This window comes from Nocardia sp. NPDC004860, from assembly GCF_040609015.1.
In the GTDB taxonomy this organism is placed as follows: Bacteria; Actinomycetota; Actinomycetes; order Mycobacteriales; family Mycobacteriaceae; genus Nocardia.
Window position 1 is genome coordinate 115,737 of the sequence record NZ_JBEXJI010000017.1, and the last position, 23,259, is coordinate 138,995.

General features: G+C 63.3%; 17 protein-coding genes and 2 pseudogenes. 8 read left to right on the plus strand and 11 right to left on the minus strand.

Features of this window, described 5'->3' with window-relative positions:
- Positions 1-1,440 precede the first annotated feature (1,440 nt).
- The 7 genes from ABZV44_RS27545 to ABZV44_RS27575 all read left to right on the plus strand — a co-directional run bounded on the left by ABZV44_RS27545 (position 1,441) and on the right by ABZV44_RS27575 (position 9,032).
- A protein-coding gene (locus ABZV44_RS27545) for an IS5 family transposase (protein WP_354842079.1) occupies positions 1,441-2,347 on the plus strand; the annotation gives its coding sequence in 2 pieces (ribosomal slippage) (positions 1,441-1,797 and positions 1,799-2,347; 906 coding nt in all).
- A gap of 516 nt (positions 2,348-2,863) precedes the next feature.
- On the plus strand, positions 2,864-3,427 hold the full coding sequence (locus ABZV44_RS27550) for a PadR family transcriptional regulator (protein WP_354842082.1): 564 nt from the start codon (positions 2,864-2,866) through the stop codon (positions 3,425-3,427).
- Between the two features lie 522 nt (positions 3,428-3,949).
- Positions 3,950-5,971, plus strand: a complete 2,022-nt coding sequence (locus ABZV44_RS27555; RefSeq protein ID WP_354842085.1) for an NADPH-dependent 2,4-dienoyl-CoA reductase — start codon at positions 3,950-3,952, stop codon at positions 5,969-5,971.
- A gap of 228 nt (positions 5,972-6,199) precedes the next feature.
- Positions 6,200-6,730 (plus strand): TetR/AcrR family transcriptional regulator, encoded by a 531-nt coding sequence (locus ABZV44_RS27560; RefSeq protein WP_354842087.1) that lies wholly within the window; start codon positions 6,200-6,202, stop codon positions 6,728-6,730.
- An 806-nt stretch (positions 6,731-7,536) separates the two neighbouring features.
- Positions 7,537-7,659 carry a hypothetical protein gene (locus tag ABZV44_RS27565; RefSeq protein ID WP_354842090.1) on the plus strand — a complete coding sequence of 41 codons (123 nt, stop codon included), beginning with the start codon at positions 7,537-7,539 and terminating at the stop codon, positions 7,657-7,659.
- Between the two features lie 435 nt (positions 7,660-8,094).
- On the plus strand, positions 8,095-8,265 hold the full coding sequence (locus ABZV44_RS27570; protein ID WP_354842093.1) for a hypothetical protein: 171 nt from the start codon (positions 8,095-8,097) through the stop codon (positions 8,263-8,265).
- 419 nt (positions 8,266-8,684) lie between these two features.
- Positions 8,685-9,032: an Lsr2 family protein gene (locus tag ABZV44_RS27575; protein WP_354842096.1), complete on the plus strand. Its 348-nt coding sequence runs from the start codon at positions 8,685-8,687 to the stop codon at positions 9,030-9,032.
- Between the two features lie 1,267 nt (positions 9,033-10,299).
- On the opposite strand, the pseudogene ABZV44_RS27580 reads toward ABZV44_RS27575, so the two are convergent.
- The 11 genes and pseudogenes from ABZV44_RS27580 to ABZV44_RS27630 form a co-directional block, all read right to left on the minus strand.
- Positions 10,300-10,509: pseudogene (locus tag ABZV44_RS27580) on the minus strand (formate dehydrogenase accessory sulfurtransferase FdhD); the annotation flags it as partial.
- A gap of 58 nt (positions 10,510-10,567) precedes the next feature.
- A pseudogene (locus tag ABZV44_RS27585) lies at positions 10,568-10,852 on the minus strand (dihydropteroate synthase); the annotation flags it as partial.
- Between the two features lie 390 nt (positions 10,853-11,242).
- The gene (locus ABZV44_RS27590) at positions 11,243-12,469 is read right to left on the minus strand and encodes an acetyl-CoA C-acetyltransferase (RefSeq protein WP_354842099.1); all 1,227 of its coding nucleotides are present in this window, start codon (positions 12,467-12,469) and stop codon (positions 11,243-11,245) included.
- Positions 12,470-12,619: 150 nt separating this feature from the next.
- Positions 12,620-13,333, minus strand: a complete 714-nt coding sequence (locus ABZV44_RS27595; protein ID WP_354842102.1) for an alpha/beta fold hydrolase — start codon at positions 13,331-13,333, stop codon at positions 12,620-12,622.
- The gene (locus ABZV44_RS27600) at positions 13,330-13,797 is read right to left on the minus strand and encodes a nuclear transport factor 2 family protein (RefSeq protein WP_354842104.1); all 468 of its coding nucleotides are present in this window, start codon (positions 13,795-13,797) and stop codon (positions 13,330-13,332) included. The genes ABZV44_RS27595 and ABZV44_RS27600 overlap by 4 nt, the downstream gene beginning before the upstream one ends.
- 17 nt (positions 13,798-13,814) lie before the next feature.
- Entirely contained in the window at positions 13,815-14,732 is a 918-nt protein-coding gene (locus tag ABZV44_RS27605; protein WP_354842107.1) for a VOC family protein, read from the minus strand.
- 71 nt (positions 14,733-14,803) lie between these two features.
- On the minus strand, positions 14,804-15,559 hold the full coding sequence (locus ABZV44_RS27610; RefSeq protein ID WP_354842110.1) for an aldolase/citrate lyase family protein: 756 nt from the start codon (positions 15,557-15,559) through the stop codon (positions 14,804-14,806).
- Positions 15,552-16,472, minus strand: a complete 921-nt coding sequence (locus ABZV44_RS27615) for a hypothetical protein (protein WP_354842112.1) — start codon at positions 16,470-16,472, stop codon at positions 15,552-15,554. Before ABZV44_RS27615 ends, ABZV44_RS27610 begins: the two co-directional genes overlap by 8 nt.
- Positions 16,473-16,558: 86 nt before the next feature.
- Positions 16,559-17,404 (minus strand): bifunctional methylenetetrahydrofolate dehydrogenase/methenyltetrahydrofolate cyclohydrolase FolD, encoded by an 846-nt coding sequence (folD, locus tag ABZV44_RS27620; protein ID WP_354842115.1) that lies wholly within the window; start codon positions 17,402-17,404, stop codon positions 16,559-16,561.
- Positions 17,401-18,345 (minus strand): formyltetrahydrofolate deformylase, encoded by a 945-nt coding sequence (gene purU, locus ABZV44_RS27625; protein WP_354842118.1) that lies wholly within the window; start codon positions 18,343-18,345, stop codon positions 17,401-17,403. Before purU ends, folD begins: the two co-directional genes overlap by 4 nt.
- Positions 18,346-18,528: 183 nt before the next feature.
- A complete protein-coding gene (locus tag ABZV44_RS27630) occupies positions 18,529-21,531 on the minus strand; it encodes an AAA family ATPase (protein WP_354842121.1) in 3,003 nt (1,000 codons plus the stop codon).
- A gap of 469 nt (positions 21,532-22,000) precedes the next feature.
- Between ABZV44_RS27630 and ABZV44_RS27635 the strand changes: the two genes are divergently transcribed.
- A complete protein-coding gene (locus ABZV44_RS27635; protein WP_354842124.1) occupies positions 22,001-23,251 on the plus strand; it encodes a hypothetical protein in 1,251 nt (416 codons plus the stop codon).
- The last annotated feature ends 8 nt before the right edge of the window (positions 23,252-23,259 follow it).

The window sequence follows — 23,259 nt, forward strand, 5'->3', positions numbered from 1 at the left end:
CATTCGCCACGAGCACCACGCTCTCACCGGCCGCCCTGATATGCACTGATGCACGACCGGCCCCGACCATGGGGGCAGTCTCGATTCACCTCATTGCCCCACCAGTGGATTTGAGCCCCATTGAGCCCCCAGTTCGGAACGGACATCCAACCGGCGAGTCTTGCGATGGTCGCCAAACGCAAGGCGAGCCCGCTCACGAACGATGGCCACTGAGAACTGCCGCTTGACGTACCGAAATTGACGCCCGATCCAAACCGGCAAGGCGACGCCCAGATCGCCGCCTGGATCGCCGAGCGGAGCCGGCCCGCACACAGTTGACACCGGAATGATCACAGAGGACACATAGAGGTTCTCGGCCAGCAGGCGCCGATAGAAGTCGGTGACAGTTGGTGTATGGCGCTGAACTGCCCGACGCGATCGCAATTGCGGCAGTAGGACTCATCTTGCGGAGGCGCGCGGATCAATGGGGCAAGTCGGCGCGTGCCCTGATGTCGACTCGCGCCGGCACTACGGCACTACCTCGCAGGAACCAGCTGAAAAGTGCAGCACGGAGGCATATTTCGCAGGATTGGGGTTCCTGGACGTCACTGGAATGTAATCCGGGCGGGCGCCACTTACCCAACCAGTCTGTTTGACCGAGGCGACGTCGAGACCAAGCGCTGTGTGGCGGGTTTCCGGTATAGGGCGAAGTTACCAGAATGGCGTCGGGTTGCGGTCTGTCGCGTTGCGATTCAACCGAACGCAACCAAACCCACCCTGCGTGCGCGAGGCATACCTGCCCATTGTCGGGAGCGCGTGAATACTGACCCCCACGTGGCATAGCGTGAAGTGATCAGAATTGGCGTGCCGTTTATACCCATCTCGATCAACTGCTGCAGCCGGATTGCTCGACGGTGGTCCCAGGTCCGCGCGTTGTGTGAGCGAGATCTGAATGCAAGCGCGCCATGGTTGTTTCAAGCCGACGGCGATTTCTTCTTCGGTGGTGCCGCGAAGTCCCGCACGGTTGTCCCCGTCGCCGACACTCTCGGTCGGACTGTCTCCGGGGCCGGCAAGCGGGAGTAGGTCGGTGCACTCGCCGCGCACGAGAAGCGGTCGGCAAGCATGAAGAGCAAATTAGCTCGTTAATCAATTATTTTTCTATTTATGGTGTTGGGTATCGTGTAGTAGCGGTCCCGGTTGATCGACACTGAGCGCTTGGGGGTCAGCGAAGCACTTGCGGGTGCAGCTATGCAACTGCGCCCACAGGCAACCGCTGCGACTGGATGTCGGGTCGCGTGGGGGCTAGGTTGTGTCTCGAAGTGAGTGATGGGGTGGCACCGCGCAGCGGTGCCGCCCCATCAGCATGTTTGATGAAAGTTGTTGGCCGCGTTGGCGTATAGGCGAGGTCTCCGGTAGGTGGTTTAGCGACCAAGCAAAACCGGAGACCAACCGGAGACCTCGTTGACCAGCGTAGCGGTGGCGGGGCGAGCGGACCTGACCGATGCCCAATGGGCCCGGTTAGAGCCGTTGCTGCCCTGCGGGAAGAAGGCGGGACGCCCGCCGAAGTGGACGAAACGGCAGCTCATCGACGGGATCCGGTGGCGGTGCCGGGCCGGGGTGCCGTGGCGTGACGTTCCAGCCGAATACGGGTCGTGGCAAGCGGTGTATGCGTTGTTCCGCCGCTGGCAGCGGGCCGGGTCGTGGGCCGCGATCGTCACGTCACTGCAAGTTCTGGCCGACGCGGCCGGGGTGATCGACTGGCAGGTCAGCGTCGACTCGACGACCGCCCGGGCGCACCCGCATGCCGCCGGTGCCCGCCATGACAGTGGCGGGCAGGGGTGAACCGCCGGCCGGGCCGAGTGAGTACGAGCCCGCCGATCATGGGTTGGGGCGTTCGCGTGGCGGGTGGACCAGCAAGTTGCATCTGGCGTGTGACCGGGACTGCCGGGTGCTGTCGGTGCTGGTCACCGCAGGGCAGGCCGGTGACAGTCCACAGTTCACCGCGGTGCTCGATAGCATTTCGGTGCCGAGACTCGGTGGTGGGCGGGCGCGGGCGCGACCAGATCGGGTGCTGGCCGACAAGGCGTATTCCAGTCGCGCCAACCGGGAATGGTTGCGGCGACACGGGATCAAAGCAACGATCCCGGTCCCGGCCGACCAGGCCGCGCATCGGCGCCGTCGTGGCAGTGCCGGCGGGCGGCCACCGGCGTTCGACCCGGTCCTCTACCGGGACCGCAACGCCGTCGAGCGGGGCATCAACCAGCTCAAACAGCATCGGGCAGTGGCTACCCGGTTCGACAAACTCGCTGTCCGCTACCAGGCCACGATCCATATCGCTGTCATCAATCAGTGGCTCCGACACAGTTGAGGGCGGGCCACAGGCCCGCCCTCAACACTTCGAGACAGAACCTAGGCGTCCCCTCGGCCTCGATGCGCTCGAACCGCTCGCCCATTCGAGCCGAGAGGGCGGTGGCGAGCGAGAGCGGTCGTACTATGACCATGAAGTCGTCGATCCGGCCATCTCGTCGATATGCAGGAAGTCACAGCCGGTGACGTGCTTGCCCCTCCACCTTGGCCCCGACGATCAGGGCATGATCGCGACCGTCGGCCTCGTCGATGCGCCGCGCAGAATAGCTGCGACGATGACCTTGCCAGCATAGGACTTGAAGGCACTGGGCTGGCAAACCCCCCGTTCTCGGCCAGCAATGCCTCGATCGCTGTTTCAGTCGCTAACCTCCATGGCCGTTCGACACGGAGCCAAAACCCTACCCATGTAGTCAATTATTTGTATACATTTCTAGTGAAATCAGCGCATCTTACAGTGCATGCCTAGCCTTCATCTGCAAAATAGTTGAATAGTCTCTTGAACTGGTAGATTTGGGTGATGGCGCTACGAAACGCGGTGCTGGCCGCACTGCTAGAGGGTGAGGCATCCGGCTACGACCTAGCCAAGGGCTTCGATGCATCGGTTGCCAACTTCTGGATGGCCACACCACAGCAGCTGTACAAGGAGCTCGAGCGGATGGCGGCAGAAGGCCTGATCGAGACCCGGATCGTGCAGCAGGAGCGCCGACCGAACAAACGCCTGCACTCGATCACCCCGGCTGGGCGGGCGGCGTTGCGTGAGTTCATCGCCGAACCCGCTAAGCCCACGGCGATCCGTGACGAGATGATGGTCAAGGTCCAGAGCATGGAGGCCGAGGATGCGCCGCAGGTGCGGGCGGTGGTGGCCGAGCAGCTTGAGTGGTCGACGGCGAAGCTGAACCGCCACGAACGCTTGCGCACACGTTTGCTGAACGGCCGCAGCGAGCAGGCGTTTCTCGAGGAGGCCGAGCGGGTTGGCACGTATCTGACGTTGCTGCGCGGGATCGCCTTCGAACAGGAGAACATTCGTTGGGCCGAGTTCACGCTATCGGTCATCGATCGGCGCGCATCCGCGCCCGCCTAGGTCTCACCGTGCGGCTGTCTTCGCCTGTGCGCACTCGGCGCCGCACTGGTGGGTCGCAGCGTCGTCGCCGGGGCGGCTCGGGGTGGCGGCATTGCCAGGATCCATTGGCCGGCAGGGTGTCGATGGTTGTGATGAGTGCCGTGAATAGGTGCGCGTCGCCCGCTGGACCGAACGTGCGATGCACTACGTCGATGCCGACCCGGTCGATCGGCGCCGAACCCTGGTCTATCCCACCGATCGCCTGCTCGACGCGTTTTCTCGGCGCACCTCCGGCCAGGTGGACTCCACCACACCTTGCTTGCCGTACTCGGTGACCTCGAGTCCGCTGTCCGCGCCAGCGAACTGCTGAGCGAGTTGGACGCCGAATCAACCGAAATAGCGGGCACGAGCGCGCCGAGTAGGCGCGCCTGGCCGGGCGTGACTTCCCACCGAGGTGGACCACCTACTCGGGACCCGTTGCATGGCGACCCGCCTGACGCTAGCATTCTCCATTAATCAACAAATTGACTAATGGAGTATCTGATGGTTTCACTGTATCCGCGGCTGCTGGAACCTCTCGACCTGGGCTTCACGACGCTGCGCAACCGTGTCGTGATGGGGTCGATGCACGTCGGCCTGGAAGAAGCGCCGGACGGGTTCGAGCGGATGGCGGCGTTCTACGCCGAACGCGCGCGTGGCGGCGTGGGTCTGATCGTCACCGGGGGCATTGCGCCGAACGAAGCCGGTCGCGCCGCCATCAGCGGCGCCAAGATGACCACCGTCGAGGAAGCCGCGCAGCATCGGGTGGTCACCGACGCCGTGCACGCCGCCGGCGGCAAGATCGCGATGCAGATCCTGCATGTCGGGCGCTACGCCCACCACCCCGGACTCGTTGCACCCAGCCCGATCCAGGCTCCGATCAGCGCGCATGTACCGCGCGAACTCACCGACGCCGAGGTCGAGCAAACCATCGCCGACTATGTCCGGTGCGCGTTGCTGGCCAAGCGCGCCGGCTACGACGGTGTCGAGGTGATGGGCTCGGAGGGTTACCTCATCAACGAGTTCATCGCCAGCTGCACCAACCACCGCAGCGATCGGTGGGGCGGATCCTATGAGAATCGGATGCGATTCCCGGTGGAGATCGTGCGTCGCATGCGCGAAGCGGTGGGCCAGGACTTCATCATCGTCTACCGGCTATCGATGCTGGACCTCGTCCCCGACGGCTCCACGTTCGACGAGGTCGTCACCCTCGCAAAAGAAATCGATGCCGCCGGCGCGTCCATCATCAATACCGGGATCGGATGGCACGAAGCCCGGATTCCGACCATCGCCACCTCGGTGCCTCGGGGTGCGTATGCCTGGGTCACCAAGAAGCTGATGGGCGCCGTCTCAGTGCCGCTGGTCGCCAGCAACCGCATCAACACCCCCGACAAGGCCGAGGAACTGCTCGCCGAGGGCTACGCCGACATGGTCTCTCTGGCCCGCCCATTCCTGGCCGATTCGAACTTCGTTGCCAAGACCGCCGCTGGCACGCCCGAAGCGATCAACACCTGCATCGGGTGCAATCAGGCATGCCTGGACCACACCTTTACGTTCAAGATCACCTCGTGCCTGGTCAATCCACGCGCCTGCCACGAGACCGAACTGGTACTGGGGCCGACACGTCAGGCCAAGTCTGTGGCTGTCGTCGGTGCAGGTCCGGCAGGGCTCGCGTGTGCAGTGGCAGCCGCCGAATGTGGCCACCGGGTAACGCTTTTCGACGCGGCCGAACGCATCGGCGGCCAATTGAACGTCGCCCGCGAGGTCCCCGGCAAACAGGAGTTCGACGAGACACTGCGCTACTTTCGCAACCGGCTCGACACCACCGGAGTCGAAGTCCGGCTCGGCACCAGCGTGACCGCCGACGATCTCACCGACACCTTCGACGAGATCGTGCTGGCCACCGGCACCCTCCCTCGCCTTCCTGAATTGGCCGGTGCCGATCATCCGAAGGTCCTGGGATACCTGGACGTTCTGCGCGACAAGGCCCCCGTCGGCGAGCGTGTGGCGATTCTCGGTGCCGGCGGCATCGGATTCGACGTCGCCGAATTCCTCACCGACCCAGACGATCATGCCACTGAGGACATCGCCACCTTCCTCGCCGGCTGGGGCGTGGACATCGAACAGCGGGGCCCCGGTGGACTGACCGTGCCGACACGTCGCCCATCACGCCGTACGGTGACCCTGCTGCAACGCAAGACGAGCAAAGTCGGTGCCGGGCTGGGCAAGACTACCGGTTGGATCCACCGCACCGAACTCAAACACCGAGGTGTGGCCATGATCGCCGGCGCCAGCTACGACCGCATCGACGACGAGGGACTGCACTACCGTGTCGAGGGCGAGAAGCACGTGCTCGCTGTGGACAACGTAATCCTGTGCACCGGACAGGAATCCGAGCGCGCCCTCCATGACCAGCTCGTTGCCCGGGGACTTACTCCACACCTGATCGGCGGTGCCGATGTTGCGGCCGAACTGGACGCCAAGCGCGCCATCGACCAGGGCACCCGCGTGGCCTCAACGCTGTGAAGGCTTGGGCGACAGACCGACTGATGCATCTCGACTCGAAGGAGACCGCCACGCATGCCGCCGCAAACCTCCGGTCGAGATGAATCCTGGTGAAACCGAGTCCGTCTGATCGACGGTCGTCTCGCCACGGTCACTGCGGGCCATGGCACAGCTGATCAGTACCTACGTCAAAATGCTGTTCCAGGTCCGCCGGTGCCAGGGGTGCCAGCGGTCATGGTGAGGTCGCGCATGACCGCTGAACAGCGCGGTGAGCAGATGCTGGCGGCCGCGATCGGTGCGTTTGCCGAATACGGCTACGCCGGTACGGGAACGGACGAGATCGCGCGCCGCGCTGGTATTTCTCAGGCCTACGTCATCCGGCTGTGTGGCACCAAACAGCGGCTCTTCCTTGCCGCGCTGGAGCGTGCCTACGACAGTATCGAAGAGACGCTGCGTACCGGCGCTGCCACGGGTACGACATCCCAGCAGCGGCTCGCCGCCATGGGGCAGCGGTATCATGACCTGCTCGCGCACACCGTGCTGCCCCGCATCTTTTTGCAGGGCATCGCCGCTGCCGCCGATCCGGCTATCGGCGAGGCGGTCCGACGGCGCTCCGCGGACATATACGCCCTCATCCGTGAATTGACCGGCGCCTCTGTCCTCGAATCCCGCTGTTTCATCGCGGCCGGTATCCTGTTGTCGAGTTTGTCCTGCATGGGCGTCGCGGGTCCAGATGGCGTGACGGTTGCGTGGGCGGCAGAGATCTTGGACAGTTCTTGACCGTCTCCGCCCAAGGCGGTCCGCCTGGAAGGCTCTCTGGAAACCCTTGGGGGTATAGAGTTTTCCGACGGTAGAGTGTTTTGTGCGGATGGTGGAAGTCCGGGCCGCGGCGCTGTCGCCGAGCCTGGCATTTGCCGGGTCGCCCCTTGCATGGGAGTCGTCCGGTGCCCGCCACAACGCGGAGGGGCCAGTCCTCGTGGCACGGGATTCCGACTTCGATCTGACGCATTCCGGCCCGGTCGTGGTTGTGGTGCTGGGGCATGGCCCAGTCAGACACGCGTGGGGCAGGTCGGACGGCTCCTGCATGCCGGTCTCGAGTGATCTGCTCCTGCCGTAACCACCCGTTCCACAGCCGTAACGCATCGGTGCGAATTCCTAGGACAACTATGGCCGCGCGAACCGCAGCGAACATTCCCACCGATCGAGCGCAGGCCGATCACCGGATTGCCTGTCTCCGAGAGAAGTTCGGACCTCGACTATGGTCTGGCTGGCAACCTGTGTCATCACAGTGGCCTTTCCCCTTCGGGCAGCGACACCTCAGGTCGCGCTCCACCCCACCGGCCGCGCTCGATCCATCCGGAATCGGTGTCCGATGACTTCTACCTGGCTGTGACCGTCGACGCCACGCAAGGCAGCTTGGTCGCGCGCTTAGAATTCAGCTCAGGTTATTAACGGCGATATCGAGGGTTCCTCGCCTGTCTTGCAACTGATCTCGCTCTACGCGACCGCCATTGTCCTGGACGATCCGAGTGAACTTGTATCTGACCGATGCTTGGTTGCGGCTCAACACCGAAGGGTGATCGATCATGAACCGCTGGATCCAACCCGCCGGCCTCTCTGTTGGCCTCGCCGCACTCGGCATCACACTTCTGATCAACGATTGCAGTCCCATCTGGGCGGTGTTCTACGCACTCGGCTGGGCTGCTTGACAGTGATCCTGCTATTCGTGCAGCAGCGACGAAACCAGCAGTGAGCAACCATCGAACGGCCGGCCATCACCGAATGTGCAGCGGCCGAACGACACCCGTCGATGCGAGAAGGGCGAACCCAGAGCAACGATTCGCAATCCGAAACTGAGTGCGTCGACCCGTGGCTTCGGGAGCGCAGCTCGGAATCCGACGCTGAACGTGCCCAGAAGCTCGATATCGCGGCTGGTCTGCGGGAAACTCTTGAGGGCCCTGCTAATTCAGCGGTCATCTCCACCGCCGACCCCGACCAGGCCGGAGGACCAGAGCCAATGATCGACGACGGTGAGTTCTACCAAGAGCGCGTGTTCCGGGAGCATGCCGAGGGTTCGAGATCGTGTCGAACGTGTCCTCGGCCGCCTGGCCGCCGGCCCGTCTGCTGAGGACGTTGCCGCTGGAATGGCCCAGCTCGAAAGGTTCCTGGAAGTCCAGATAGCCGAGGACGATTCAGCGTTGGTGGACCACGCGGCCTGCAAGGCGGGGTGCGGGCCCGAAGTTCTGACCTCGCGCACCACTCCGATGCAGGATCGCTCTGGTCTGGAATTGGCGCTCATGCTGCTGGCCGGATGATTCTAGCCCTCCTTGATCGCCAGGGTGGTCTCTCCTGAGGGACGGCATCCACGATCGTTAAGCGGCCAGGACGTGGCCAAAGTCGCACTCCGAGTCCAGTGGCGCGAGCAGCACATCGGAGCTCCCACGGCTGCTGGCTGGCTGCCAACGGCTGCGTGGCCGCGGTCTCTGGGCCGACCGGCCGAAGGGACTCGCGGCGACCCGCCGCGCGATGCGGAACGCAACACAATGCATTCCGGGCGGCTGGCCGATCCCGACGTTCCGATATCGATGACCTGACCGTGGCAACGACGGCCTAATCGCCAGGGCCACAGTAGGACAAGAGGCGGGTCACCCCGCGCTGTAATCTCACCTTGAACCCGGGGTGGTCGCGGGCATCACCCGCCTCCTCGAACAAGTCATTCACGGAAGGGCTGTCCATGGCAAAGAAGGTCACCGTAACTCTCGTAGACGACTACGACAACGAATCGAGGGCCGACCAGACCGTCTACTTCTCGATCGACGGAAGCGACTTCGAGATCGACCTGTCGAACGAGAACGCCGGGCGGCTGCGGGAGACCCTGCAACCGTGGACTGACAAGGCCCGCAAGGTCGGTCGTTCCAAGCGCACCAACAAAGCTCCCGCAGCTGGGCGTAACCAGCCGACCGTGGACCGTGAGGAGAGCACGGCTATCCGCCAATGGGCGCGCGCTCAGGGGTACCAGGTTTCTACGCGCGGTCGCATCCCGGCCGAGATCGTTGACGCTTACCAGCGCTCCAAGAACTAGATCAGCGATTCCCAAGCGAATAGTAGTGCCGAACTGGCAGCGTGCCTTCCGCGGATTACATCGAGAGCGCGGGTTAGAGGGTTAGAGCGTTGCGCGGGTGCGGGTGCAAAGGTCGCTGGTCGAGATGGCCCAAATTGGCCGTCGAAGTTCGACGGCCCAGATTCGCCTCTGACGCTGAGGCGACATCGGTGGTCCATGATCGTCCGGTGACCCCGCAATCCACCCTCCGCTCCCGCCGTTGACCGACCCAGATCACCATCCAGTGACTGTTCAGACCGGCTGGCCTGCACGACGTCTCGGAGCTGCTGTGCCGCAACCGCGGGGCAGCAGCCGAGAGACTGAAGCTGCCGCCGAAATGGCCTCGGCCTATCCTCGAAGGTCGTTTCTTGTTCGGCTGGAGCAGGATCGATCTCTTTTCCCGGGGTCCGTGACGACTCGCGCCGCTGATCGCCAATTCGGCGAACCGAGAAAGGGGTTCATGAGACATACCCCTCGGCTCGCTGGTCGGTAACCAGACGGCCGGCTGACACCAACTCTTGAAACGCGGTTTGCGGCGGCAGGTGTCCGCTCGGCACTGCCGGTGCAACCGCATCACCGTGTGAGCGTTGTCCGGTGTCAGTGGCGCAGCGGGAGGTTGCTCACAGTGGCCGATGAGCTGCCAAGGATCCGCTACTCGGAATATGGCGGTGGGCTCGTCCAGAAGTGGGCGCGCCGCGCCGATAGTGCGTGGAGGGGCGGGTCAGTGCCAGCGCAACGATGTAGGCGCTCATTAGGACGAGGTAGACAGCAATCAGAAGGTCCATGGCATTTCTCCGTAGGGCAGAAGTCAGAAGGTTCGGTCGCCACTGGCTTTGCTTGCAGTACCTGGTTACCTAGTGCCGTGTCGGGGAGGGTTCCTTCTGTAGTCGGCCCTGGTGGTCATGGCCCGAGAAAGAGTCCTTCGCACGGCAACCGTGGCAGCAGCAGAAAGTCTTCGATCGAGCCGGGAAGTAATTCGATTGTGCACCAATGATTTCGTCTCCAATCCTGGATCAAATTGCGTGCCGCCGCTGCGGCGGCCTTGAAGTCAAAGACCGTGCCGCCCAGCCAGATCCGCAGGTGCACATCTCCGCAGGGCGGAAACCATGACCCATCTCTCATGGCCGCGCCCGAAACCATGTCGACCTTTCAGGACTAGGCACAAGGGGAGTCAGCTCCTGGCTGTGTTGCCGAACGACTGGGTGTGGCCGGCTGGAATGTGGTGACCGGGTCGGGGGTGGCGTCGCTGTCATCGGATGGGGCTTGCGTGGGTGCAGACGTGCATAGACTGTCCGCGAAGAAAGCCCACCAGCGTGAGTCCTGCTTCTTGAGCGAGTTCTATTGCGAGGGATGTGGGAGCCGAGACCGCGGCCAGAATCGGCACCCCAGCCATTACGGCCTTCTGCGTCAATTCGAATGAAACACGGCCGCTGACTAGCATGACGTCGCCACGCAACGGCCACGCGTGCACGCATCGTGTCGATGCTGACGGTGACGCCTGCGACAGCCAATTCCCGCACCACAGGCAGGACCCGGCGTAGCTCCTCTCCCGCGGAGACGCGCGCTGCGTGCGGCCGGGTCGATTCACCACCGACATCGACGATGTCAGCCCCATCTGCGGCCAAACGAAGGCCGCGGGCGATCAGCGCCCCAACCTGAGCATTCGGAACGCCGTCAGAGAACGAATCGGGCGTGACATTCAGGATGCCCATCACCAAACTCCGGCTGGCTGCGGGCAATCCCGCGATTGCGGGGACCTCCAGACGTTCTCGACTCCGAGGCAGATCTTCTTTTAGATGCATTAGTTGTTGCACGGCTATCACCCGAGGTCACTGTGGTTACTTTCGCGCGAAGACGAAAATGTTCGAGCGAAGGCGTTTCGGCAACAGGATTCGGCATCTTCGGGCGATGCCCGTCGATCTCATTTTGCTCTACGCCGTGTTGTAGCGGTCGGCGGTCCAGACATTCTCGGTGTGGTTGACGAGCCCGGCGCCGTCGATCGTTTCGTACTGGCCACGCTATGATCGGACGCTGGATGACTCGCCCTCTCCAGACGAGAGGATTTCGCCCCCAGGGGGGTGGGCCGAATGCTCGGGAGAGATCGAGAAGGCCGGCACAGTGCAGGTTTCTCGTGCCCTGACAAGTACTTTCGGTTTTGCGACACATCTGAGGCTGTGCTCAGGCAGAGGCACTCATGCGAGGCGCTCGATGACCATTGCCATGCCTTGACCGCCGCCAACGCACATGGTTTCCAGTCCCACACTCTTGTCCATGGCCTGCAGGCCGTTGAGTAGGGTGGCGGCAATTCGAGCGCCTGTCATGCCAAACGGGTGGCCGAGAGCGATTGCGCCACCGTGCACGTTCAGCTTGTCGCCGAACGGATCGATGCCCAAGTCCTGTGCGGACGGGATGACCTGGGCGGCGAATGCCTCGTTGATTTCGACCAGATCGACGTCGTCGATCGTCATTCCGGCGCGCTCCAACGCACGCCGGGATGCTTCGACCGGGCCGAGCCCCATGATTTCGGGTGAGAGCGCGGTCACCCCAGTCGATATGATCCGCGCCAACGGTGTGATGCCGAGCGCGCGGGCTTTCACATCGGACATAATGATCAAGGCTGCGGCGCCATCGTTGAGCGGGCAGCAGTTTCCGGCAGTGACCAAGCCGTTTGGCCGAAAAGCCGGCTTGAGCCCAGATAGAGCCTCAAGCGTGACACCCGGCCGCGGGCAGTCGTCAGCGCTGACCGTCGTTCCGTCGGCCAACGTGACCGGTGTGATCTCGCGGGCGAAAAACCCGTCAGCGATTGCCTTCTCGGCGAGGTTCTGGGAACGAGCAGCGAACCGGTCCATCTCGTCGCGGCTCACCCCTCGTAACCGCGCCACATTCTCCGCGGTCTGCCCCATGGCGATGTAGACATCCGGCAGGAGACCCTTCTCGCGGGGGTCCACCCAGTAATCAGCCCCCTGCTCTGCATGGGTAATTGTCCGGGTCTGCGCTTGATCAAAGAGCGGGTTCTGGGTTTCGGGTAGGGAGTCGGAGCTTCCTCTGTCGAACCGAGAGACGGTTTCGACCCCCGCTGAGACGAATACATCGCCTTCACCAGCCTTGATGGCGTGCAGCGCCATCCGGGTGGTTTGCACCGAAGACGAGCAGTACCGGTTGATCGTCGTGCCTGGGACGGTGTCCAAACCGAGCAGGGTGGCGATCACTCGCGCCAGGTTGTTGCCCTGTTCACCGCCGGGCAGACCACAGCCCAGCAGGATGTCGTCGATGTCGACTGGATCCAGTTCCGGAACGCGGCTCAGCGCAGCACGAACGACCTGGCAGGCGAGGTCGTCGGGGCGTGCCGAGATGAGCGTCCCTTTCCGTGCGCGTCCAATAGGTGAGCGTGCCGCGGAAACGATGACTGCTTCAGGCATGTGACCTCCACATGAGGGTGTGAATGGGTGGTAATGGGTAGTCAGCGCACTTCAGCCACGATCTGGGCGTTGTCCTGCCGTTGGCGGTCGGGCGTCTGATGGGGAGCACTGGTACATGACCGGTGTTGCGCGGGGCGGTGTGGCACAGGCCTACCGGTCGTCGAGCTCGTTCGCGAGGACGAAGCCAGCGGCCTGGTCCTGAAATTCGGTCGACGAGGGCGTGGATGTGTGGTCGAGCCCTTCTACGATGATCGTGCGTGCGGACGGTATTGCCCGCGCCAGAGGATCGGCACCGTCCGCGATCCGGTCGTTGCTTCCGACTACCAGCAGAACTTCGGAGCGAATCGTGGCCAGCGCATCCCGACTGACCAGGCGCGGTGGCCTGCGGACCACAGCTGCCATAGCCAGCGGATCGTTTCCGGAGGCAAGCGCCTCCGCCACGACCGATCGCAGCGCATCGGGCGCATCCGGGCCCAAACCCTGAATCAGAGCTCGCGATACGGCCTCGCCGGCCTCCGGGCGGAACAGATTTGCGCCGACACCGCCGATCACGAGCCGCCGGAATCGACGAGGATGCTGGACAGCCAGTTGCAGAAGCAGTTTGCCGCCCAGCGAGAACCCGACGCCGTCAAGCACAATGTCTGGCGGAAGCGCCTCGTCAATCTGGTCGGTGAGGAACTCATAGTCCGCGGGGCTGTGGGACGCCGGCCGTATGCCATGGCCGGGCAGGTCGAGTTCCAGTACCTCGCGGCCTGCACCCTTCAGTACCTTCTCCAAGCGCGACCCACGCCAAGTAGTGGCGTACGACCCGCCCCAACCGTGCAGCAGCACGATTGGGGCGGGTCCGGCAAGCCTCGAGGTCATCGATTTCCTCTGCCCCGCAACATGACCGAGTCGTTGCCCGGCGCTACGAACACGGCTGTGAGTCGGCGGCTTTCGATCAGCCACCCGCCAGCGGTGAGGACGAAACGGTCTTCGACGTCGCAGATGGCCGAGGGCGAGGTCACCTCGAGGGGAGCGACGCCGTTGGCAGCGAACAGGGAGAGCACATAGGTTGCTGAGGCACGATCGGTATTCGTGGTCGCGGTGACCAAGTTCGACACCAAGTGCCGCGACAGCCGGGGTCCATTGGCCTGCCGTTTCGCGTACCCTTCGGCGATTTCGCTTCGACCACGCATCGTGAGTGCGGGCATCACGCAGACTCCGTCCTCAACGAACTGAAGTTCGCTTCCGACTCCGAGTTCTCGATCGACGTTCCACCAGCTTCGGTGTACGGCCTCGACGATGGCGGCTCTGCTATGCAGCGTCGTGTGTCCTGAATTGGTCACGGCTTCACCAAGGGAGCTTACGAGCCGATCGTCATGAAGGTCTCGGGCATGTTGTATGCCCAGCCGTTCATGATCTCCGGGAACTTTTCGGGACTGGTCTCGGCCATGTAGTACTCGTGGTCCTCGAACTCGTTCATGCCGGCGCTGAACTCGTTGCGATTACCGGTCGGGTCGAACGCGTAGGCAAAGCAGTTCGTTCCGAATCCGTGAGTGTCACGAGGGATTCCGCCCATGTGGCGGCCGGGACCGAATTCCCAGCGATTGCCTGTCTCGACCAGCCGATCGCTGAGACGGAAGTAGTGGTTGCCGTCTTCTACAGCGAACGCGATGTGGTGCAGGCGGTCCGAGGAACGCTGGGCCTGCATGTAGGCGATGTCGTGGTCGAGCTTGGTCGCACGCAACCAGGACGCCGCCCACTTGCCGGCCATCGTCAGCGCAAGAGACTGCTTGAAGCCCAGGACCATCTTCATGAAGTCCGACACCTCCCTCGGGTCAGCCTCGCCGAGTAGGTTGATGTGGTCGATGTCGGTCGGCCGGAAGCCGCCGTCTGACTTCGTGTTGGTTTTGCCCGCGACTCGGTTGCCGTATCCCACAACGAATTCCATCCGGTGTCCGCTGGGCAGGTCGAAGCCGAGAATCTCCCCGTGACCCGGGCGGTCAGGCTCCTTGTAGCGCTCGAACTCGACGCTGTTGGCCTTCAGGCGCGACACGACCTCATCGATGTCGTCGCCGTGATCGACGCCGAAGGCGAAGCTGACGACGCTCTGGCCGCCGTTGATGAGGGTGAGGTCGGCTTCTTCGCCGGAGCAGGCCAGCAATGCTCGCTCGGAGTTTCGGTCCAAGACAGTGAGGCCGAGGACGCCTTCGTACCATTCCAGGGCTTGTCCAAGGTCGTTGACCCTCACGGCGGCGTGATCGATCCGATTGATTGCCATTGCTCCTCCTCGAGCATTCTTTCTGTGTCATCCGCTGGCAATCGCCCGCGGATGGGGTCGGTGGTATTTGGTCAGCGCGCTACGAGCGTCGTCATCAGTTCGGTACCGGCCGCGCGGAGCAACGAAGCATCATTGGCCAGGAGAACGAAGTCGTAGCGGTGAGCGAGTTCACGAGCTGCCGCGGTATCGGCGCCGATCGCGGTACCGAGCGGGATTCCGAGACGTTTGGCGGTCGACTCCGCCAAGTTCACGAGTTCGTGAAACGGTGCGGAGTCCGGTGCCAGGCCGGTAGCGATCGCCAAGTCGACCGGCCCGATAAACAGCCCGCCGATGCCAGCCGTAGTTCCAATTGCGCACGCTTCATCGATCGCTGCGCGGCTTTCGAGCTGGAGGGCGACGAAGGCTTCGGTCCCAGCCGCGTGGTAGGTTTCGACGTCGGCGCCCCAAGCACCGGCTCGGACCGTCGGTCCGAAACCACGAGATCCCTGAGGTGGGAATCGAGCCGCCGAGATCACCGCTGCGGCTTCCGCCGCGCTGTCGACATGCGGCACAATCACTCCCGCGGCACCCGAATCGAGCACCCGCGAGATCGTCGAGGCCTGATGATCCGGCACCCGCACCAGCGGGGGCATGCGATGACCCCGCGCGGCTCCGATCAGCTCGTGGACGGTCTCCGGTCCCAGTGGAGCGTGCTCCATGTCGATGACGACGAAATCGAAACCCGCCAGCGCGAGCAGCTCCACGCTGACAGTAGTCGGCATCTTCACCCAGGTACCGAACAAAGTTCGATTCGACCGACGCAATAGGTCGGCGAAACTGTCATTCACCGCAGCTCCCATCGGAAGGTGGCGGATACTCTGCGGCGTTGATGACCCAGCCCGGTTGTGCGGAGAAGTCGACGCGCGGCGGGCAGAAGATATCGATGAGTTGATTGCCCGCTTGGCTCATCGACTGGCTGGTGTGAATCGACGGTGGCGGAATGATCGCCACTGACGGGCTCGCCGTGCGCACATGCTCGTCCTCGCGCCATGTCGCGAGATCGGACATCCACGGCGAACGGATATGATGGGTGTACTCACCTCGCACCGCCAACGAGCATTGCTCGAAATCGGCGTGCGCGTGAGGAGACAGTTTGGCGGGATCACGGGGCGCCAAATCGGGGTCGAAAACGTTCACCATGAATGTGCTGCACCGAAAAATCCTGGCGAAACGCCCTTCTTTGTAGGGATAGTCCGCGATCCGGTAGGCGCGCAGCCGATATCCGTCGGCAGGTTCCGGCCAAGGGATGAACGGCGTGACGTTGGCATGTGGCTCTTCGTATTCGGCATAATTTCGGCACTTCACGAGCAAGTCTGTGGATGCGGCCGAGAACAAACGCACCACATGCGTCTCCTGCTCGACCTCAACCGCGCTGTCTCCGGGTGGCACCACCACCAGCGTCGCGGCATTCACCTCAGTCCAATCGGACTTTGTGGTCACACGGGCCTTGGCCGGTTCTGTCGGGAACAGCGCAACGTATTCGTCCGGCTGGCCGTGACGGGTCAGCATGTCACCGGGCTGGGCAACGGTGTAGGCGAGCGCGAAGTTCTGACCGCGAACCCACCACGTTCGGCTACCGTGTTCGGCCACTTCGGGCTCGAGGAGCGTGAAATCGAAGTACTGGGGCGCTGCGCAAGGCTCCCCGGCGATTGCAGGCGTGGTCGTCAGGCGCGAGCGCAGGTCGTCTTTCCCATAGGGCACGTCGGTATTCCTTGATCTCAAAAGCGGATAGGTTCAGCGGGCACAGTGATGCGACCCGTCCGCAGGTGCTTGGTGCGAACCTCGGGTCACCGGCGGCGGCGATGAAGCTCCGCGGCTGTGACGGTGTTCTGCAGGAGTGAGGCGATCGTCATCGGTCCTACTCCGCCGGGCACGGGTGTCACGAAGCCGGCCACTTGTCGTGCGGCATCGAAATCGACATCTCCGCACAGGCCGTCGTCGGTACGATGAATTCCGACGTCGATGACCGCAGCGCCTGGCTTGATGTGCTGGGCTCCGACCAGTCGCGGAACTCCAGCCGCGACAACCAGGATGTCGGCCGTTCGCGTCACCGAGGCGAGATCTGTGGTGTAGCGATGACACACAGTGACCGTCGCGTCTCGCGCGAGCAATAGTTGCGCCTGAGGCCGCCCCACGAGATCCGATCGTCCGACCACTACAGCGCGCGTGCCTTTGATGTCGACCCCTACCCAGTCGAGAAGCCGAATCACACCCGACGGCGTGCATGGCTGCAGGCCGGGCCGGTTCAGTGCCAATCGACCGGCGCTGACCTCGGTCAGCCCGTCGACATCCTTGTCAGGATCGATTCGGGCGATCACGGCAGCAGTGTCGAGATGGGCGGGCAATGGCAGCTGGACCAGGATGCCGTCGACCTCGGCGTCGGAGTTGAGTTCGTCGACTACCCGCTCCAGTTCGCCCTGGGTGACGTCACTGGGTAGGTGTCGATGATGGTCACGTATCCCGGCCGCGACCGACAGCCTGCGCTTGCTCGCGACGTAGATTCCCGAGGCCGGGTCGTCGCCGACCAGGACAGTGGCGAGGCCAGGCGTTATCGCCGACGCGGCGATGCGATTGGCTACCTCTCTGCGAAGAATTCCCGCAAGTTCCTTGCCGTCGATCAATGTGGCGGTCATCGTGCGAACACCACCGTCGAGTTGCCATACCGCAAGACACGGTCCTCGCAGTGCCACTGGACCGCGCGGGTCAGCACAGCGCGCTCCACGTCGGCACCACGGCGTGTCAAACCCGCGACATCAAGTGCATGAGTTACACGCACGACGTCCTGTTCGATGATGGGGCCCTCGTCGAGGTCCTCGGTCGCGTAGTGAGCGGTCGCGCCGATGAGCTTGACACCACGGTCCTTCGCTCGCTCGTATGGGCCCGCGCCGGCGAACGCCGGGAGGAACGAGTGGTGGATGTTGATGACCGGACAGCCGATACGTTCCAGAAAATCGGCGGACAAGATCTGCATGTAGCGCGCCATTACCACGAGATCGAAATTGCCGGACAGCAATTGCAGCTGCTTCTCCTCAGCGGCGGGCTTGTCGTTCCGGTCTACCGGAATGTGCACGAAAGGCACGCCGAAGCTGCGCACATCCGCAGCCAGGTCAGGGTGATTGGAGATGACCAGCCCGATGTCGATCGGTATCTCGCCCCGGCGGGCGCGCCACAACAGGTCAAGTACGCAGTGATCGGTCTTGGAGACCATGATCGCGACTCGTTTCGGGGTTGCCGCCTCGGTGAATCGCCATTCGGCATCGTCGAACCGTTCCGCCATTGTCTGCGCGAAGCTTCTCTCGATGTCTTCGAGGTGCACCGGCAGATCGTCGCGGCGGAAGGTCATTCGAAGGAAGAACCGGCCACCTTCTGGATCAGTCGTAGCCTGGTCGGACTCGACGATGTTCGCGTCGTGGTCGGACAGGAACTGAGAGATGGCGGCGATGATGCGCGGCCGGTCCTCACACTGCAGGACAAGGCGACCGAGGTCCTTCGCGACCGCCGTGGTCGCGCCGCTGATCGTGCGGGGTGCGGGAGGCCGGCTCTCCGTTGAGCGGGCCTGGACCGTGGTTGGCATGGCTCCTCCTGCGTCCTTCGACTTCACCTCCCAGCAGGTTCTTCTGGGTGGTTGACATCACACTATGGCCGCAGGTAGCCCCAGCTCGCCCTCGAGAAAGGAGGGGGATTCGATCCCCTGGGGTGGTGCAAGCGCCGGTGGTGAAGCGAAGATCTGCGCCGTGCGCAGATGTCGCGGGCGGCCTCAGTCGGAGTATTCGGCCATCGCGTCCCGGAGGCCTTCCCGAGTAGCTACCTCGAGTTTGCGGTAGATATTGCGTCGATGCCACTCGACGGTGCTCATCGTCAAATAAAGGCTCTCGGCGATGTTGCGAGTGGATATGCCCTTCGCCATCAGCGATGCGATCCGGTGTTCGCTTGGAGTCAGCGCGTTGACTCCCTGCAGGACAGATCGGCGTGGTCGCGCCCCGCTTGCGAGTAACTCCTCATGGGCGCGTCGTTCGAGCGCGACGGCACCGCACTGATGGGCCAGGTCAAGTCCCTTCCGAAGTGGCTCCCGTGATCGCACACGCTGGCCCGAACGGCGCTGCGCGGCACCGAGTTCACACAACGTATAGGCGAGTTCGAGCGTCGATGCGCGAGGATGTTCAAGGACGTGCGCCGATTCCTCCAGCAGCGCCATGTCGGGACCTCCGTCGGCCACTATCGCCCGGATTCGCAGACAGGCACCCAAAGTGGATCGCAACCCGAACTCGCGTGACAACTCGATGTCACGATCGATCAGCGTGCGTGCGTGGCCCGTTTGGCCGAGTGCGTGGGCAGCCAGACCTGCGTGGGAGCGCCAAGGCAACAGCATATAGCCAGGATTGACGAAGGTATTCGCCTGCAACAAGGAGCCAACGAGCAGGAAGTCGTCGAGCGCTCCTCGGTAGTCACTGTGGGCAAGTCGCAATCGTCCTCGCGCCATGTAAAACCAGACATTCAGTGTGCGTGTCTCGCCGCTACGAAGCCGATCGTGAGCATCGTTGAGTACCGCCGCAGCCTCGTCGAGTTCATCGCGGTCGATCAAGCAGTACGCAAGCACGCCTTGCGGAGCGGGCACGGTCGAGTTCCAGCCCCGGCCCATGCCGACGATCGCTGCTTGGGCATCGACCATTGCGTCGCCGACTCGGCCGAGTGAGTACATGGCCAGCGATCTGGCGAGTGAGACTTCAGCGAAGATCAGGGAGTCACCGCGGGATCGGGCTTCAACGAGCAAGCGCTCACCGAGGTCGGATGCTTCCTGCCCGAAGCCGCACCACGTGAGCGCGAGCATGGCGTGGCTCATCGTCATCCCGTCGGATGTCGCGCGCCAAAGTTCAACGCCGTCGCCGAGTGCCCGCAACAGCAACTTCCCATGCTCTTGCGAGCCGGGAGAACACATCGCGCGAAAAACCCCGAGGTGCAGGACGAGAAGCCGCTCCGACAATGACAGATCGGGAGAATCGAGAAAAGATGCGGTCAGCTTCGTTACTCGCTGGTGGGCCTCGGATGCGCGGTCCACAAGGTAGGCCGCGGAAGCCATGAATCCGGCTTCGAACCGCAGTGATACCTCGGGATTGTCGGCGAAGGCGTCTGCGCCGCGCCGGAACACGGTCCGCGCCTCAGCCGAACGCCCGTAGCGGAACAGTGTCTGGCCGAGTGCATACATTGCCCGATCCCGTTCGGCGGGTTCCTCGATGAGATCGAGAGCCGCTTCCAGATGGGCCAAAGCGGTTCGTTCCCCTGCAGCGGCCTCCATCAGGCCGAGGTCTACCAATAGCCTGGCATTCTGCTGTCGGTCGGGGCGGGGTATGAGCAAAGCCCGCCGGAGGTATCCGGCTGCTGTGGCCGGCGCGCCTTTCCTCCCGGCGTCCCGCGCCGCGTCGTGCAGAGCCGAACGGGCCCAGTCCGCGTTGGTCGGGGCGCCCCGCATGAGGTGCATCGCGACGTGATCGCTCTCGCCGCCTCCGGCTCGTATCAGTTCGGCGGCACGCAGGTGCGCTTCGGCCCGCTCGTTGGTCGGATAGCGATTGTAGACCGCTGAGCGAATGATCGGGTGGTAGAAGGTGAGGTCCTGTCCGCCGGAGAAGATCTGTGCCGCCCGTAGTTTGTCGGCTGCCGCCGACGCCGATGCAAAGTCGAGCTCCGCAAGCTCGGCTGCGTTGATCAGCGGGGTGGAGGTTCCCAATATCGATACCGCGCGTGCCAACGTGACGGCGCCGCCGCCCAACCCGCCTAGCCGCAGCATGACGCTGCGCCCAACCGACTCTGGCGCCAGATCGGATATATGCCGTGTCAGATCTTGTCTTCCTTCGTCGCCCACCGCAGCAAGCGATGAGGCGACCTGTCCGAGCAGAAACGGGTTACCCCGCGTGGCCGTCCAGCTCTCGGCCACAACCTCGGCATCCTCGATGGCATATGGCAGCAAGGCCGTGAACAGCCGCTTGGCCCCATCGACGGATAATTCCGTCGGTCGCAAGTTGCGGTCGGCCTGGAGCAGTAACCGTTCGACCAACTCGGTTTCGCTAGCCGGATCGCCCGTACGAATCGCGCCGATGATGGTGATCGGTAGTTCGGCCAGCCGCTGAGCGAGGTAGAGGAGGAATCGCAGAGACAGCTCATCGGCCCATTGCAAGTCGTCGGCGATAAGGACGAGATCCGCGTGATCAGCCAGGTTCGCTACCAGCCAGTACAGACTGTGGATGAGATGAAACTCGTCGGTCAACGGCGACTCGCCGGGCGCCGCAGATGGTTCGAGCAGCGACTCGGCGAGGGCGGCGTGTCCCTGGAATAGCGAGCATCGCTCCGTCTCGGTGGCTCGGGCCACCCGAGCTTCGAGCAGGCGACGGACCAGACCGAAGGGGTATTCGCGCTCCAGCTCACCACCGTAGGTGGTGAGGACCTCGACCTCCTTTCTGGAAGCAATCCCCTGGGCCGCACCAAGAAGCCTCGACTTGCCGATACCACTCGGCCCCTCGACGATCAACAACCGCCCGTCGGTATCGCGGCCTCGATCGATCGCGGCCTCGATCGCTTCGATCTCGCTGTCCCGCTCTAGCAGCGGAACGTCATGAATGAGCTGCCCCTGGTGCCGGTGCGACGACGTCGGCTCATCCGCTTGTACGTGTCGGCCTCGTTGCCGCGTGTCTCGCATCTGAAAATAGCTCCGGTATCGGTCCGCAGAACGTCGCAGCGCCTCGGCGACACCTGCTGTCGAGTCGGTCATGACAAGGTGAACGGCGCGATGGAGGATGTGATCGACGTTACTCGCTCGTGGTCAGGGGGCGACGTATCTTCGCCCTCGGATCTATAGGTTGCACCCCTGGGATTTCAGAGCCACCCGGGTAGGTTTCGGTTCCCAGCAGCGCCCCGCCCGCATTCTGAACCCATCGGCGTAGCGGCTCCCGGACGAGCACTGGACCAGCACCCTGCGGCGGCTGCCAAGGTCGTAACTCCCCGCATCGAATCGATGACCAGGCTCTTGCCCTCCCCTGGGGATGAAACCCCCCACCCTGCGGGGGTGGAATGCAGGCCGACGCTGCTCATAACCTGCGAAAGACCGCCCAATGTGGTCGCGGTCATATTGCCCCAGGAGGATCTCCATGAACGACCCCAGGCCATATCGCGCGTTCTCCGAAACCGCCCCGCAAATCGAATTTCCCCCACAGATCAACCGGCTCGAGTTCACCGGATGGATGGACGAGCAGCTGTCGTGGAAAAAGACCTGCTACATCGGCGACTGGACATTCGTACCGCAGATCCGGGTCAAAGGCCCCGACGCACTGCAGTTGTTCAAGGATCTGTCGGTGAACAGCTTCGATAACTTCCCGCTGAACCGGGCCAAGCACTGTGTGCAGGTCAACGAGGACGGCAAGGTCATCTCCGAAGGCATCCTGTTCCGCCACGGCGAGGACGACTTCGAGTACCAATGTGGCACCCCCCAGTGGATCCGGTACAACATCGCCACAAAGGGCTACGACGTCGAGACCAGCTTCCCCTTGTCGCACAAGCTGCAGGTCTCCGGACCAGCCTCGCTCGCCCTGCTGGAGAAGCTCACCCGAACCGGACTGCGGGACGTGAAATTCATGGCGCACAAACCGGTTCCGCTCGCCGATCACGACACGACGTTCCTGCGCCAGGGTATGGCCGGGGAGATCGGCTTCGAAATCCACGGACCCATCCAGCAACATGACGAGATCTGGAACGCCGTCTACGAAGCCGGCAAGGAGTTCGGAATCCGCAGGCTCGGCCGCCGCAATCTGATGATCAACCACATGGAGGCCTCGTACCCCACCGGTTGCATCCACTTCTTCAACGCTCTCGCCGACGACAGCAAGGCGGAATTCCGAAAGTGGGTCGACGACAACCCGCTCCCGGACGGCTGGCGAGGTACCGCGATGGAGGCTTGGCCCTACAGCATCTCTACCTCCTTCACCGGCAGCTGGGACGGCGAGGACATCCGCGAGATCTACCGCAGCCCGGTCGAGATGGGCTGGGCAGCCAACATCAAGTTCGACCACGACTTCATCGGGCGCGAGGCACTCGAGGAAGAAGTCGCCAACCCACGCCGTAAGGTCGTCACCCTGGAGTTCAACAGCGACGACCTCATCGCCATGTATGCCACCCTCTTCGGTCAGGGGGACGTCATCCGCCCCTTCGAAATCCCGCACTCTCCATATGCCACCGCATGGGTCGACAAGATCTTGAACGCCGACGGCGAGACGATTGGCCACGCGACGTTCCCCGGCTACAGCCTGCATTTCCGCAAGGCGCTGGCGCTCAGCTTCATCGACGTGCAGTACGCTGAGCCGGGTACGCAGGTCACTGTGCTCTGGGGAAATCCGGGCGAACCCCAGATGAAGCTTCGCGCGACGGTCGCACCCGCCCCATACAAGAAGGACGACCGCCGCCGCGACCTGTCCGCAGAACCGGCACTCACCGTCTGAACACGCCG

Excerpts from the sequence above, each read along its gene's own strand:
- ABZV44_RS27550 (WP_354842082.1), top strand. The coding sequence starts at position 2,864 with ATGGCGCTACGAAACGCGGTGCTGGCCGCACTGCTAGAGGGTGAGGCA.
- ABZV44_RS27555 (WP_354842085.1), top strand. The coding sequence starts at position 3,950 with ATGGTTTCACTGTATCCGCGGCTGCTGGAACCTCTCGACCTGGGCTTC.
- ABZV44_RS27560 (WP_354842087.1), top strand. The coding sequence starts at position 6,200 with ATGACCGCTGAACAGCGCGGTGAGCAGATGCTGGCGGCCGCGATCGGT.
- ABZV44_RS27565 (WP_354842090.1), top strand. The coding sequence starts at position 7,537 with ATGAACCGCTGGATCCAACCCGCCGGCCTCTCTGTTGGCCTCGCCGCA.
- ABZV44_RS27570 (WP_354842093.1), top strand. The coding sequence starts at position 8,095 with ATGGCCCAGCTCGAAAGGTTCCTGGAAGTCCAGATAGCCGAGGACGAT.
- ABZV44_RS27575 (WP_354842096.1), top strand. The coding sequence starts at position 8,685 with ATGGCAAAGAAGGTCACCGTAACTCTCGTAGACGACTACGACAACGAA.
- ABZV44_RS27590 (WP_354842099.1), bottom strand. The coding sequence starts at position 12,469 with ATGCCTGAAGCAGTCATCGTTTCCGCGGCACGCTCACCTATTGGACGC.
- ABZV44_RS27595 (WP_354842102.1), bottom strand. The coding sequence starts at position 13,333 with ATGACCTCGAGGCTTGCCGGACCCGCCCCAATCGTGCTGCTGCACGGT.
- ABZV44_RS27605 (WP_354842107.1), bottom strand. The coding sequence starts at position 14,732 with ATGGCAATCAATCGGATCGATCACGCCGCCGTGAGGGTCAACGACCTT.
- folD (WP_354842115.1), bottom strand. The coding sequence starts at position 17,404 with ATGACCGCCACATTGATCGACGGCAAGGAACTTGCGGGAATTCTTCGC.
- purU (WP_354842118.1), bottom strand. The coding sequence starts at position 18,345 with ATGCCAACCACGGTCCAGGCCCGCTCAACGGAGAGCCGGCCTCCCGCA.
- ABZV44_RS27630 (WP_354842121.1), bottom strand. The coding sequence starts at position 21,531 with ATGACCGACTCGACAGCAGGTGTCGCCGAGGCGCTGCGACGTTCTGCG.
- ABZV44_RS27635 (WP_354842124.1), top strand. The coding sequence starts at position 22,001 with ATGGACGAGCAGCTGTCGTGGAAAAAGACCTGCTACATCGGCGACTGG.